The 12992-nt window shown below is 64.7% G+C and carries 12 protein-coding genes; 4 read left to right on the top strand and 8 right to left on the bottom strand.

Going from position 1 to position 12992, the window contains the following annotated elements:
• The first annotated feature begins 4 nt into the window (after positions 1-4).
• A complete protein-coding gene (locus tag HV766_RS16230; RefSeq protein ID WP_054456937.1) occupies positions 5-832 on the top strand; it encodes a sulfite exporter TauE/SafE family protein in 828 nt (275 codons plus the stop codon).
• Between the two features lie 18 nt (positions 833-850).
• Here the strand turns inward: HV766_RS16230 and HV766_RS16225 are convergent, their stop codons facing one another.
• The 7 genes from HV766_RS16225 to HV766_RS16195 form a co-directional block, all read right to left on the bottom strand.
• Complete coding sequence (locus HV766_RS16225) at positions 851-2119, bottom strand: phenylacetate--CoA ligase family protein (protein WP_054456936.1); 1269 nt, start codon at positions 2117-2119, stop codon at positions 851-853.
• Positions 2120-2147: 28 nt separating this feature from the next.
• A complete protein-coding gene (locus HV766_RS16220) occupies positions 2148-2987 on the bottom strand; it encodes an ABC transporter ATP-binding protein (protein WP_054456934.1) in 840 nt (279 codons plus the stop codon).
• A 189-nt stretch (positions 2988-3176) separates the two neighbouring features.
• Positions 3177-4514 carry an ABC transporter substrate-binding protein gene (locus HV766_RS16215; RefSeq protein ID WP_082401208.1) on the bottom strand — a complete coding sequence of 446 codons (1338 nt, stop codon included), beginning with the start codon at positions 4512-4514 and terminating at the stop codon, positions 3177-3179.
• Between the two features lie 227 nt (positions 4515-4741).
• Positions 4742-5806, bottom strand: coding sequence for a branched-chain amino acid ABC transporter permease (locus tag HV766_RS16210; protein WP_054456932.1), 1065 nt, complete (start codon positions 5804-5806; stop codon positions 4742-4744).
• A 26-nt stretch (positions 5807-5832) separates the two neighbouring features.
• Positions 5833-6762 (bottom strand): branched-chain amino acid ABC transporter permease, encoded by a 930-nt coding sequence (locus HV766_RS16205; RefSeq protein ID WP_042796065.1) that lies wholly within the window; start codon positions 6760-6762, stop codon positions 5833-5835.
• Between the two features lie 11 nt (positions 6763-6773).
• Entirely contained in the window at positions 6774-7571 is a 798-nt protein-coding gene (locus HV766_RS16200; protein ID WP_054456930.1) for an ABC transporter ATP-binding protein, read from the bottom strand.
• A gap of 5 nt (positions 7572-7576) precedes the next feature.
• Positions 7577-9553, bottom strand: a complete 1977-nt coding sequence (locus tag HV766_RS16195; protein WP_175181510.1) for an AMP-dependent synthetase/ligase — start codon at positions 9551-9553, stop codon at positions 7577-7579.
• Positions 9554-9722: 169 nt separating this feature from the next.
• On the opposite strand from HV766_RS16195, the gene HV766_RS16190 reads away from it, so the two are divergent.
• The 3 genes from HV766_RS16190 (at position 9723) to HV766_RS16180 (ending at position 11521) form a co-directional block, all read left to right on the top strand.
• On the top strand, positions 9723-10427 hold the full coding sequence (locus tag HV766_RS16190; protein ID WP_054456926.1) for a Crp/Fnr family transcriptional regulator: 705 nt from the start codon (positions 9723-9725) through the stop codon (positions 10425-10427).
• Positions 10428-10490: 63 nt separating this feature from the next.
• Complete coding sequence (locus HV766_RS16185; protein ID WP_054456924.1) at positions 10491-10952, top strand: MarR family winged helix-turn-helix transcriptional regulator; 462 nt, start codon at positions 10491-10493, stop codon at positions 10950-10952.
• A gap of 143 nt (positions 10953-11095) precedes the next feature.
• Complete coding sequence (locus tag HV766_RS16180; protein ID WP_013396768.1) at positions 11096-11521, top strand: organic hydroperoxide resistance protein; 426 nt, start codon at positions 11096-11098, stop codon at positions 11519-11521.
• A 730-nt stretch (positions 11522-12251) separates the two neighbouring features.
• Here HV766_RS16180 and HV766_RS16175 read toward each other — a convergent pair.
• Positions 12252-12974 (bottom strand): ABC transporter ATP-binding protein, encoded by a 723-nt coding sequence (locus tag HV766_RS16175; RefSeq protein ID WP_013396767.1) that lies wholly within the window; start codon positions 12972-12974, stop codon positions 12252-12254.
• Between the last annotated feature and the right edge of the window lie 18 nt (positions 12975-12992).

Here is a 12992-nt window from a genome sequence, read left to right as displayed (position 1 = left end):
TCTCATGATCGATACGGTATTGGCCGTCAGTGCGGCGCTGGGGGCGTGCGTCGGCCTGATACTCGGGCTGACCGGCGCGGGCGGGGCCATCATGGCGGTGCCTCTGCTGGTCTTCGGCCTGCATTTGCAGGTGTCGCAGGCCGCACCCATCGCCTTGCTGGCGGTGGGGTTGTCGGCCGCGTTGGGCGCGGTGCTGGGCTTGCGCAAAGGGCAGGTGCGCTATCGCGCAGCGGGCTTCATGGCGGCCACCGGCATCCTGGTGTCGCCGTTGGGCTTGTGGGCGGCGCGGCGTCTGCCCAATGCGCCGTTGGCCATCATCTTTGCCGGCGTGCTGGGCATGGTGGCCTGGCGCATGTGGAACCAGGGCAACAAGCCCGCGGCGGCGCAGGCCGCGCCGCGCACGCCGCCCTGCCAGCTCAATGCCAGCACTGGCCGGCTGCGCTGGACCGCGCCCTGCGCGCGCGCCTTGACGGGGGCGGGGTTGATCGCCGGTTTCCTCTCCGGCCTCCTGGGCGTGGGGGGCGGCTTCGTCATCGTGCCCGCGCTGCGGCGCGCCACGGACCTCAGCATGCAGGCCATCGTCGGCACCTCGCTGGCAGTGATCGCGTTGGTGTCGGCCAGCGGCGTCGTGGCCGCGGCGGCGGGCGGGCATCTGGACTGGCGCATCGCCGCGCCTTTTACCGCGGCGGCGGTGTTGGGCATGCTGGGAGGGCGCAAGGTGGCCGACCGGTTTCCCCCGCGCCGTCTGCAGCAGAGTTTCGCGCTGTTCGCGGGCCTGGTGGCCGTGGCGATGCTGATGAAGGGTGTGCTGGCGCTGCTCGCGGCCGCATGAGGCCGTGAGCAGCGCGGTTTACTCGTAGGTGCGGATATCGTCGATGACCTTGCCGTCGTTCGGCAGGCCATCCGCATCCACCCACTCCACGTCGCTGCGCAGCTTGGTCACGTCGCGCACCGATTCGGCGATGCGCTTGCCGAGCTCTTCGCTGCGCACCCGCGATTCCACTTTGAGCACCATGCGGTCGGAACCCGTGCTGCCGCTGATCACCAGCCGCGCGCGCAGGATCTCGGGGTGGCGGCGCGCCACGTCGGCTACCTGCGACGGATGCACGAACATGCCGCGCACCTTGGTGGTCTGGTCCGCGCGTCCCATCCAGCCTTTGATGCGGGTGTTGGTGCGTCCGCAGGGCGAGATGCCGGGCATGACGGCGGACAGGTCGCCGGTGCCGAAGCGCACCAGCGGATAGTCCGGGTTCAAGGTGGTGACCACGACCTCGCCGACCTCGCCATCCGGCACGGGTTCGCCGGTGCCGGGGCGCACGATCTCGACGATGATGTCTTCGCCCAGCACCAAGCCCTCACGCGCCGGCGTTTCAAACGCGACCATGCCCAGGTCGGCGCTGCCGTAGGCCTGGTAGCCGTCGATGCCGCGCGCGGCCAGCCAGTCGCGCAGGGATGGGGGGAATGCTTCGCCGGACACCAGCGCGCGGCGTAGCGAATCCAGCTTCACACCCAGTTCGTCGGCCTTTTCAAGGATGATCTTGAGGAAGCTGGGCGTGCCGGTATAGCCGGTGGGCGCCAGATCCTGGATCGCGCGCACCTGCTGTTCCGTCTGGCCGGTGCCGCCGGGAAACACGGTGCAGCCCACGGCATGCGCCGCGGTTTCCATCATGGAGCCCGCGGGTGTGAAGTGATAGGAAAAGCAGTTGTAGGCCAGCTCGCCGGCGCGAAACCCGGCCGCGTGCAGGGCGCGGGCAAAGCGCCAATAATCGCTGCGCGCGCTCTCCGGCTCATAGATGGGGCCGGGAGACGCGAACACCCGCATCGCCTCGCCCCAACCGATGGCGGAGAAGCCGCCGAAGGCTTTCTGCGGTCCGGCAGGCGCGGCCGCGTCGGCGCGGCTGTGCTGCTGGCGTTCCAGCAGTTCGTGCTTGCGCAGCACCGGCAGGGTCGCCAGCGCTGCGCGCGACGTGATGGTGGCGGGGTCGATGCCGCGCAGCTGCTCGGCGATGGCGGGCGCACGCGCAATGGCCCGCGCGATCGCGCCGGGCAGGGCGGCCATCAGCTCGCGCTCGCGTTGCTCGGGCGCTCTGGTTTCGAGAACATCGAAAAACTGGGACATGGGATCACACCCTCTCGTATGCCAGGAATCACGCCAGCCAGCGCTTGCGCCGGCGGTAGAACTTGTTGTCGCGGAAACTCTTGCGTTCGCCGCTGGAGATGCCCAGATAGAACTCTTTCACGTCCTCGTTCTGGGCCAGGTCGGCCGCCGCGCCATCCATCATCACGCGGCCGTTTTCCAGGATGTAGCCGTAGTCGGCGTAGCGCAGTGCAATGTTGGTGTTCTGCTCGGCCAAGAGGAAGCTGACGCGCTCGCGCTGGTTCAGGTCGCGCACGATCTCGAAAATTTCTTCGACGATCTGCGGCGCCAGCCCCATGGAGGGCTCGTCCAGCAAGATCATGTTGGGGTTGGCCATCAGCGCGCGGCCGATGGCGGTCATCTGCTGTTCGCCGCCCGAGGTGTAGCCGGACTGGCTGGCGCGGCGCTGCTTCAGGCGGGGGAAATACTGGTAGACGCGGTCCAGCGCCGCCGCGGTATCGGCGCGGCTCATGCTGCGCGTGTAGGCGCCGGTCAGCAGGTTTTCCTCGATGGTCAGGTGGGCAAAGCAATGCCGGCCTTCCATCACCTGCACCACTCCGCGCTTGACCAATTCCGCCGGCGACAGCTTTTCGATGCGCTGGTTGCGGTACTGGATATGGCCCTTGGTGACGTCGCCGCGCTCGCCCTTGAGCAGGTTCGAGATGGCGCGCAAGGTGGTGGTCTTGCCCGCGCCGTTAGCGCCCAGCAAGGCCACGATCTTGCCTTCCGGCACTTGCAGGGAAACGCCCTTGAGCACCAGGATCACGTGGTTGTAGATCACCTCGATGCCGTTCACGTCGAGCAGCACCTTGGGGGTGTCTGTCGTGGCAGCAATATTGGCGTCGTTCATAAAGGTTCCTGCGGTGTGGCGACTGCCAGTCCCAAGGGACGGCAGCCGGTTCGTATCAACATCCTCTGCATCGGCGGTACCTGCGCCGCATGCAGCCGGCGCGGCTCAAGCGGGGCCGCCGCGGAGCCGGCTTTGCCGGTCCGCGCGCGGCGCCCCTTGGGGGGAGGCACCGCAGGTGCTTCGGGGGGACTACTCACACTTGCGGGGCGTGATGTTCTTTTCCTTCGCGTACTTGGCGGCGCCTTCCTTCACCATGGGGTCCAGGATGGTCTTGTCCGACTGATACCAGTCGGAGACCACCTTGAACTTCGCGCCGTCCCACTGCACGATGCGGGCCCAGTCGTCGCCCTTGTGGTTGCTGCACGAGGTCTTGACCGGACGCATGATCTGGCCGAAGCCCAGCTTGTCCAGCTTTTCCTGCGTCAGGTTCAGGTTCTCGAAGCCCCAGCGGACCTGCTCTGGCGTCAGCGCCTTGCCCTTGCCGAACTTTTCCTGCGCGGTGCGGATCGCTTCCACCTGCAGCATCGAGATCATCATGCCGCGGGTGTGGGCGATGGTGCCCAGCGTGGTCTTGCCGGTCTTGTCCGAACCCTGGCCCTTGTCGTAGACGAACTTCTTCAGGTCGTCGTAGACCTTGTCGTGCTCGGCGCCGCTGTTGTGGATGGTGATGGCGTTGTAGCCCTTGGCGACATCGCCCAGGTCCTTCACGTCGCCTTCAGAGCCGGCCCACCAGATGGCGTACATCTTGTCGCGCGGATAGCCGCTGGCCTGGGCTTCGCGGATAGCGGTCGGCGTCATGATGCCGGCGCTCCACAGCAGCACGTAGTTGGGGCGCGCCTGGCGGATCTGCAGCCAGGTGGACTTCTGTTCCACGCCGGGAGCGGTCACGGGATAGAGCACCAGCTCGAAGCCTTCCTTGGCCGCGCGCTTCTGCAGCAGGGGGATAGGTTCCTTGCCATATGGCGAGTCGTGGTAGACCAGGGCGATCTTCTTGCCCTTGAGCTTGTCCATGCCGCCTTCTTTCTTGGCGATGTCCTGGATCATCACGTCGGCCGCGGTCCAGTAGGTGCCCAGCAACGGGAAGTTCCACTCGAACACGCTGCCATCGACCGACTGCGACAGGCCGTAGCCCATCGTTTCGACCGGGACCTTGTCGACCATGGCCTTGTCGCTGACGGCGAAGGTGATGCCGGTGGACTGGGTGTCGAAGCCCGATGCGCCGGTGCCCTTGCCCTTCAGGCGCTCGTAGCATTCCACGCCGCGGTCGGTGGCATAGGCGGTTTCGCATTCCTCGTACGTGATCTTGACGCCGTTGACGCCGCCATCGCGTTCGTTGACCAGCTTCAGATAGTCCAGCTTGCCGTCGGCCCAGGGAATGCCCAGGGGCGCGAAGGACCCGGTGCGATACACCAGCAACGGAACGAACTGCTCTTCCGCCGCCATTGCCGGCGTGGCCACGGCGCCTGCGGCGCCGGCTGCGGCCATCAAAGCTGCCGCCAACTTCAGGTTAAGACGCTTCATCTCCATTTACCTCCTGCGTGGTGTTTGGGTCAGTAAACCCTGGGACACCGGGATTGGCCCGGTCTTGAGCCGGGTATTCAGGATGCCGGTTGCAGCGCTCATGCCGCTACTGCCGACGGTGATCAAAACTTAGGCCACTCCATCCGGGCCGCGGCGGATCCGGCTTTGCCGGTCCCCAGCGGCGCCCCCTTGAGGGGGAAGCGCCGAAGGCGCTTCGGGGGTGGGTCTTATCCTTAATGCGGGAAGGGCCAGATGCGCAACTTCTCCTTGCCGATGCTCCACAGCCTGGCCAGCCCGTGCGGTTCGGCGATCAGGAAGAACACGATCAGCGCGCCGAACACCATGTGTTCGATGTGCGCGGCCGTGTCCACCGACAGGGGGATGCCCAGCGCATGCGGGATGTTGGACAGCGCCACCGGCACCAGCACGATGAAGGCCGCGCCGAAGAAGCTGCCGATGATCGAACCCAGCCCGCCGATGATGACCATGAACAGCAGCTGGAACGAACGCGTCAGGTCGAACGCCAGCGGTTCCCAGGACCCCAGGTGGATGTAGCCCCACAAGGCCCCGGCCACGCCGACGATGAACGAGCTGACCGCGAAGGCCGTGAGCTTGGCGTACATCGGGCGGATGCCGATGACGGAGGCCGCCACGTCCATGTCGCGGATCGCCATCCACTGCCGGCCGATGGCGCCGCGTACCAGGTTCTTGGCAAGCAGGCTGAAGATGACGACCAGGATCAGCACGAACAGGTACTTCTCCAGCGCGCTCTGCACCGGCAGGCCGAAGGCGGTCAGCGGCGGCACCGAGACGTTGCCGGACGACGAGTAGTTGGTGAAGAAGGGGATGCGCAGGAACGCCCAGTCCACGAAGAATTGCGCGGCCAGCGTCGCCACCGCCAGGTACAGGCCGCGGATGCGCAGGCTGGGTATGCCGAAGATCACGCCCACGATGGTGGCGAAGAAGCCGCCCAGCAGGATCTGGATGACCAGCGGCATGCCGGGAAAGCGCACGCCGAAGTTCCAGGCTGCATAGGCGCCCACCGCCATGAAGGCGCCCGTGCCCAGCGAGATCTGGCCGCAATAGCCCACCAGGATGTTCAAGCCCACGGCGGCCAGCGCCAGGATCAGGAACGGGATCAGGATGGCGCGCAGCAGGTAGTCGCTGGCCATGGCCGGGATGGCGATGAACGCCACCGCCAGCAGCAGCCAGATGAAGATGCGGTCCTGGCGGATCGGAAAGATCTGCTGGTCAGCGCGATAGCTGGTCTTGAATTGGCCGTTTTCGCGATAGAACATGTTTTTATCCTAGAGGGCCTGTGGGCTCAGACACGGTCGATGATCTTCTCGCCGAACAGCCCTTGCGGACGGAACAGCAGGAACACCAGCGCCAGCACATAGGCGAACCAGATTTCGATACCGCCGCCTACCAGCGACCCCAGATAGACCTCGGACAGCTTTTCGCCCACGCCGATGATCAGGCCGCCCAGGATGGCGCCCGGCACCGAAGTCAGGCCGCCCAGGATCACCACCGGCAGCGCCCGCAGCGCCGCGGTGGACAGCGTGAACTGCACGCCAAATTTCGAGCCCCAGATGATCCCGGCCACCAGCGCCACCAGCCCCGCCACGCTCCAGACGATCACCCAGATGCGGTTCAGCGGAATGCCGATGGACTGCGCGGCCTGGTGGTCGTCGGCCACCGCGCGCAGGGCGCGGCCGGTCGAGGTGTACTGGAAGAACAGGGCCAGCGCGGCCACCAGCAGGGCGGCGATCACCGCTGCCGTCAGGTCTTCCAGGTTGATCAGCAGCCCTCCCTCGAAGACCGAGTCCAGGATCATCAGGGGATCCTTGGGCATGCCGACGTTGATGGAGTACACCGAGCTGCCGAAGGTGATCTGGCCCAGGCCGTCCAGGAAGTAGCTGATGCCCAGCGTGGCCATCAGCAAGGTGGTGGCCTCCTGGTTGACCAGGTGGCGCAGCACGAAGCGTTCGATGGCGACCGCCAGCAGGAACATCACGATGGCGCTGACGATGAAGGCCAGCACATTGGCCAGGATCATGTTGTCAAAGCCGAACCAGCGCGGCAGCCACTCCGAGAAGCGGGCCATGGACAGCGCGGCGACCAGCACCATTGCGCCCTGCGCGAAGTTGAAGACGCCGGATGCCTTGAAGATCAGCACGAAGCCCAGGCCGATCAGCGCGTACAGCATGCCGCTCATCAGGCCGCCGAGTAAGGTCTCTAGAAAAAATCCCATGTCTGTCCGCCTTAGTGCGATACGCCGAGGTAAGCTCGGATCACGTCTTCGTTGGCACGGACCTCGTCCGGCTTGCCGTCGCCGATCTTCTTGCCGTAGTCCAGCACCACGACGCGGTCCGAGATGTCCATGACCACGCCCATGTCGTGCTCGATCAGCACGATGGTGGTGCCGAACTCGTCGTTCACATCCAGGATGAAGCGGCTCATGTCCTGCTTCTCTTCGATGTTCATGCCGGCCATGGGTTCGTCCAACAGCAGCAGGCGCGGCTCCATTGCCAGCGCGCGGCCCAGGTCCACGCGCTTTTGCAGGCCGTAGGGCAGGCGGCCCACGGGCGTCTTGCGGTAGGCCTGGATTTCCAGGAAGTCGACGATGTTTTCGACGAACTCGCGGTGTTTGATTTCTTCGCGCTCGGCCGGGCCCAGGCGGAAGGCCTGGGCCAGCAGTCCGCACTTCATGCGCAGGTTGCGGCCGGTCATGATGTTGTCCAGCACGCTCATGCCCTTGAACAGGGCCAGGTTCTGGAACGTGCGCGCGATGCCCATTTCAGCGGCGCGGCGCGGATTCATGCGCGAGAAGCGCTCGCCGCGGAATTCGATGCCGCCTTGCTGCGGTGTATAGACGCCGTTGATGACGTTGAGCATCGAGCTCTTGCCGGCGCCGTTGGGGCCGATGATGGCGCGGATCTCGTGTTCGCGCACGTTGAACGAAATGTCCGTCAGCGCTTTCACGCCGCCGAAGGACAGCGAGATGTTCTGCATGTCCAGCATGACGTCGCCAATACGCTGGTCGCGGTCGTTGTTGCTCATGATCTCTACGCGGCCTTGGCGGTGATGGCGGGGAAGGTCTTGACCGGGCGGATCTTCAGGTCCGCCGAGATCTTGCCGGTGCGTCCGTCTTCGAATTTCACTTCGGTCTCGATGAACTGCGATTGCTTGCCGCCAAAGAGCGCGTCAATCAGCACGCCATACTTCTGCGCGATGAAGGCGCGGCGCACCTTGCGCGTGCGGGTCAGTTCGTCGTCGTCCGGATCCAGTTCCTTGTGCAGGATGAGGAAACGGCTGATCTGCGAGGCCGACAGCTTGGGATCGGTGGCCAGGTCGGCGTTGACCTGCTCCACGCATTCGGCGATCAGCTGGTAGACCTCGTCCTTGGAAGCCAGGTCGGTGTAGCCGGCATAGGGCATGCCGCGGCGCTCGGCCCAGTTGCCCACGGCTTCCAGGTCGATGTTGATGAAGGCGCACACGTCGTCGCGGTTGGCGCCGAAGGCGACCGCTTCCTTGATGTGCTGGAAGAACTTGAGCTTGTTCTCGATGTACTTGGGCGCGAACAGGGCGCCATTGGCAAGCTTGCCCACGTCCTTGGCGCGGTCGATGATCTTCAGCTGGCCGTCGGTGTCCAGATAGCCCGCGTCGCCCGTATGGAACCAGCCGTCGGCGCTGCGCGCTTCGGCGGTGGCTTCGGGGTTGCGGTAGTACTCCTTGAAGAGCCCGGGGCTCTTGACCAGGATCTCGCCGTTGTCGGCCACGCGGATCTCCACGCCCTCGACGGGCGGGCCTACCGTGTCGTCGCGCACCTGGCCGTCGGGCTGCACGCAGACGAAGACCGAGGTTTCGGTGGAGCCGTAGAGCTGCTTGAGGTTGATGCCGATGGAGCGGTAGAACACGAACAGGTCGGGGCCGATGGCCTCGCCCGCGGTGTAGGCCACGCGCACGCGGCTCATGCCCAGCGCATTGCGCAGCGGACCGTAGATCATCATGTTGCCCAGCGCGTAGCGCAGGCGGTCCCAGGCGCCGACCTGCTCGCCGTCCAGGATCCTGGCGCCCACGCGGCGGGCGAGCTTCATGCAGGCCGCGAACAGCTTGCGCTTGATCAGCCCCGCGTCTTCCATGCGGATCATCACATGCGTCAGCAGGCCTTCCAGCACGCGCGGCGGCGCGAAGTAATAGGTGGGGCCGATGTCGCGCATGTCGATTGACACGGTGTCGGGCGATTCAGGATGGTTCACGGTAAAGCCCGTGACCAGCAGTTGCGTGTACGAGAACATGTTCTGGCCGATCCAGGCGGGCGGCAGATAGGCCAGCACGTCTTCCTGGTCGGTCAGCTTTTCCATATCGGACACGGCGCGCGCACGGTCGATCAGCGCATGGTGCGTGAGCACCACGCCCTTGGGCTTGCCCGTGGTGCCGGAGGTATAGAACATGGCGGCCGGGTCATGCGGCTGCACGGCGGCGACGGCCTGCTCGAAGAAGCCGGGATGCTGCTTGGCGTATTCGCGGCCCAGCTCTTCCAGCTGTTCATACGAGCGCAGCATCGGGTCGGTGTAATGCCGCAGGCCGCGCGGATCGTCGTACACCACATGCTTGAGCGCGGGGCATTGCTCGTGGACTTCGAGCATCTTGTCGACCTGTTCCTGGTCTTCGACGATGGCCACGCTGATCTCGGCGTCCTGCAGCACGTAGACCATTTCCTGCGCCACGGCATCCTGGTAGAGCGGCACCGGTATCGCGCCCAGCGACTGCGCAGCCATCATGGCCATGTACAGGCGCGGACGGTTTTCACCGATCACGGCCACGTGCATGCCGGGTTTGATGCCCAATGCAGCCAAGCCATGCGCAACGTGCCGGACATGCTCCGCCACGTCGGACCACGTTAGGGTTTGCCAGATCCCCAGATCTTTTTCGCGTATGGCGGGCCGCGACCCGCGAACGCTGGCATGCGTGAACAGCAGCGCCGGAAAGGTATCCAGCGCCGCCGGCATCTGTGCAGATGCGGGCGGTGTATGTGCCACGATGTCTCCTCCGGTTTGGGCGCATCGGGCCGGGAGTCCGCGAGAGCGGTGGCGGCGATGAGGCGCTTGACCAGTTGGTTTTAGATTTACGGCAGGAGTTAAGGTATAAGGTTGGGTTGCTACCAACTGTCACCATCGCGACATTCAAGGAACTTTTAGGGTATTCCCGATGCAGCTATCCGACTCCCTGCAACTCGCCGCCGCCTGGTTTCGCGTGCTCAGCCGCGATCAGCAAGAGCGCGTCGAGAGGGACCTTACCGTGCAGCAGGTGGTTGCCGGGTCGATCATAGAGCGCAAAGGTGAACTCGCCCAGGCTTGGATAGGGGTGCTGGCGGGGCTGGTGAAGGTTTCGGTGGGTAACGCCGAAGGCAAGGTGGCGTCGCTGACCGGCGTGCCTGCCGGCGGCTGGATCGGCGAGGGCTCGCTGCTCAAGCGCGAGATCCGCAAGTACGACATCGTTGCTCTGCGGGATTCGGTGGTCGCGCGCCTGCCGGCCGCTACCTTCGATTGGCTGCTGGATAACAGCATCCCGTTCAACCGCTATCTGCTCCACCAATTGAACGAGCGCGTGGCGCAGTTCATCGGCAAGGCGGAGTACGACCGTTTGCTGGATCCGGATGCGCGCGTGGCCCGCTGCCTGGCCGAACTCTTCAACCCTTTGCTGTATCCCGGCATGGGCATGCGCCTGGCGATTACCCAGGAAGAAGTCGGCTATCTGGCCCGGGTGTCGCGCCAGCGCGCCAACCAGGCGCTGCGCAAGCTGGAAGAGGCGGGCTTGCTGAATGTGGAATACGGCGCGGTCAGGGTGCTGGACCTGGACGGCTTGAAACAATACGGGTCGGACCGCGCCGCGGCCGAGGGCGAGCCGGCCTAGCGCTGGCCGCGCTTGTTCAAAATAGTTGTTGACGATAGATCGCGCGCTATTTAATATTGCGCAATGAAATCCAGATCCAAAGCCAAGGCCGCATTCAACCCGCTGCTGCTGGACAGCCAGCTGTGCTTCGCCCTGTACTCGACCTCGCTGGCGATGAACAAGGTGTACCGCAAGCTGCTGCGCGGTCTGGACCTGACCTATCCGCAGTACCTGGTGATGCTGGTGCTGTGGGAAGGCGACGAGATTACAGTGACGGATATCGGCGAGCGCCTGTTCCTGGATTCGGCCACGCTGACGCCGCTGCTGAAGCGCCTGGAAGCGGCAGGCCTGGTAACGCGCAAGCGCGCCGTGGAAGACGAGCGCCAGGTGATCGTCGGACTGACCCGCCAGGGCCGCGAACTGCGCGCGCAAGCCGAGGCCGTGCCGCACTCGATCGCGGGCGCCGCGCAGTGTTCGCTGGAAGAGGCGCAAGGTATGATGAAAACGCTGCATGCGCTGCGGGAGAAGCTCAGCGCAAGTCTTTGAAGCGGCGGGCCAGGCCCGCTATTGTTAGATCAAATAAATAGTGCGCTATTTAATATTGCACTATTTAAATAGTAAGGGTCGCGGCGGGATGTTCCCGCCAGGCCTGGCAGTCCAACCTCCACTTCCCTACAAGGAAACGCATCATGTCTATCGAAAAAGTGCTGTACCGCGCCCATGCGCACGTCACCGGCGGCCGTGAAGGCACGGGCGCCACGGACGACGGCAACCTGAACGTCAAGCTGACCACGCCGAAGGAACTGGGCGGCGCGGGCGCGGCCGGCACCAATCCGGAACAACTGTTCGCCGTGGGCTACTCGGCCTGCTTCATGGGCGCCATGAAATTCGTCGCCGGCCGCGACAAGATCGCCATGCCGTCGAATGCGACGATCGACGGTGCTGTTGGGATTGGTCCTATTCCTACGGGGTTCGGGATTGAAGTCGAATTGAAGATTTCGTTGCCGGGGATGGAGCGGGCTGAGGCGGAGAAGCTGGTGGCTGCGGCGCATATCGTTTGCCCTTACTCGAATGCTACGCGGGGCAATATTGATGTGACGTTGACGATTGTTTGATCGTTGATGGGTTGTTGATGTTCTGTTGGCGGGCGGCCTTGTTCTTAGGCCGCCCGTCGTCTTGGCGCGCTGCGCTGCTAGAGCAGTGGTCAGGGGCGATTCTTGTGCTGCCCGTCATTTACGGCCGCGCGGGCGGCCGTAAATGACATACGTGATTTTTGAAATTTCGATAGTGCTCGCTGTCGCGAATGCAGGCAGTCGCTTGCTGATGGCATCACCGTCTTGGAGGTGGGGCGGTGATGGGCGGCGCGCGTTGGGCAGTAACTTGCGCATGAAGAGTGTCGCGCGCGCCGCCCATCCGGCATCGGAGTTGAAATGTAGATGCTGGGCTGGGCTGGGCTGAGCTGAATAGCCGTTATGCCGCAGCCACTGCGCGCAGCGCCATCACGTGACGCAAGACACCGCGTAAGCCCCAAAAGGCCGCCCGCGCGGCCGGCCTGGGGCGGGCCCCGCAAGACCCCCCACCACACCCCGATGCGGAAAAAAACGCCAAGCACACCACCCGCCCCAGCGCCCGTGAAGATTCAAACAGCACAGCCTGCCGCGTCGGGGACTCGCGCTGCGCGGGGCGTCGATAAGCCCGAGGGAATCGGAAGGCAGCCGCCGTAGGCGGCAACGACGATGACGAAGGGGAAGCCCGGAGCGAAGGCTCCGGGCCGCAATCGTTGCCCCGCGCAGCGCGAGTCCCCGACGTGGCAGGCGTCAAAAGAACGCCAACAACGCCGTCCCTCTAATGCGACCCACCCAAGTAAGCCGCCACAACAGCCGGATCATGCTTCAACTTATCCGCACTCCCATGCACCGAGATCCGCCCGTTCTCCAACACATACCCATAATCCGCCACATTCAATGCAGCAGCAGCAAACTGCTCCACCAGCAGCATCGTCACCCCTTCATCCTTGAGCCGCGCAATGATCCGGAACACTTCTTCCACCAGGATCGGCGCCAGCCCCATTGAAGGCTCGTCCAGCAACACCAGTTCCGGATTCAGCATCACCGCTCTAGCCATGGCCAGCATCTGCTGTTCGCCGCCCGACAAGGTGCCGGCCAGCTGATCGCGCCGTTCCTTCAGGCGCGGAAACAGATCCATGGCCCGGCCCAGGTCGGACTGCACGTCGCCCTTGGGACGGCTGCCTGTCAGGCGCGGGAAAGCGCCCAGCAGCAGGTTGTCGGTGACCGACAGCGTTGGAAATACTCGCCGGCCCTCGGGCGAATGCGCCAGGCCCAGCCGCGCGATGCGGTGAGACTCCAGGCCGTCGATGCGCTTGCCGCTCAGCGTGACCTCGCCCGCGGTGGGGCGGATCATGCCGGACAGCGCCCGCATCGTGGTGGTCTTGCCGGCGCCGTTGGAGCCGATCAGCGTCACCACCTTGGCCTTAGGCACTTCCATGCTGATGCCGTGCAGCACCTTCACCTTGCCGTAGCCCGCTTCCAGATTCTTGATCGATAGCATCTTGTTGTCCCCTTGGCG

It is taken from the genome of Achromobacter aegrifaciens (genome assembly GCF_902859735.1).
Taxonomy (GTDB): Bacteria; Pseudomonadota; Gammaproteobacteria; order Burkholderiales; family Burkholderiaceae_B; genus Achromobacter; species Achromobacter aegrifaciens.
The sequence above is the reverse complement of the archived record's forward strand: the minus strand, read 5'-3'. Positions and strand labels throughout refer to the sequence as shown.

Excerpts from the sequence above, each read along its gene's own strand:
- HV766_RS16205 (WP_042796065.1), bottom strand. The coding sequence starts at position 6,762 with ATGGGATTTTTTCTAGAGACCTTACTCGGCGGCCTGATGAGCGGCATG.
- HV766_RS16200 (WP_054456930.1), bottom strand. The coding sequence starts at position 7,571 with ATGAGCAACAACGACCGCGACCAGCGTATTGGCGACGTCATGCTGGAC.
- HV766_RS16185 (WP_054456924.1), top strand. The coding sequence starts at position 10,491 with ATGAAATCCAGATCCAAAGCCAAGGCCGCATTCAACCCGCTGCTGCTG.
- HV766_RS16225 (WP_054456936.1), bottom strand. The coding sequence starts at position 2,119 with ATGTCCCAGTTTTTCGATGTTCTCGAAACCAGAGCGCCCGAGCAACGC.
- HV766_RS16175 (WP_013396767.1), bottom strand. The coding sequence starts at position 12,974 with ATGCTATCGATCAAGAATCTGGAAGCGGGCTACGGCAAGGTGAAGGTG.
- HV766_RS16210 (WP_054456932.1), bottom strand. The coding sequence starts at position 5,806 with ATGTTCTATCGCGAAAACGGCCAATTCAAGACCAGCTATCGCGCTGAC.
- HV766_RS16180 (WP_013396768.1), top strand. The coding sequence starts at position 11,096 with ATGTCTATCGAAAAAGTGCTGTACCGCGCCCATGCGCACGTCACCGGC.
- HV766_RS16190 (WP_054456926.1), top strand. The coding sequence starts at position 9,723 with ATGCAGCTATCCGACTCCCTGCAACTCGCCGCCGCCTGGTTTCGCGTG.
- HV766_RS16230 (WP_054456937.1), top strand. The coding sequence starts at position 5 with ATGATCGATACGGTATTGGCCGTCAGTGCGGCGCTGGGGGCGTGCGTC.
- HV766_RS16220 (WP_054456934.1), bottom strand. The coding sequence starts at position 2,987 with ATGAACGACGCCAATATTGCTGCCACGACAGACACCCCCAAGGTGCTG.
- HV766_RS16215 (WP_082401208.1), bottom strand. The coding sequence starts at position 4,514 with ATGGAGATGAAGCGTCTTAACCTGAAGTTGGCGGCAGCTTTGATGGCC.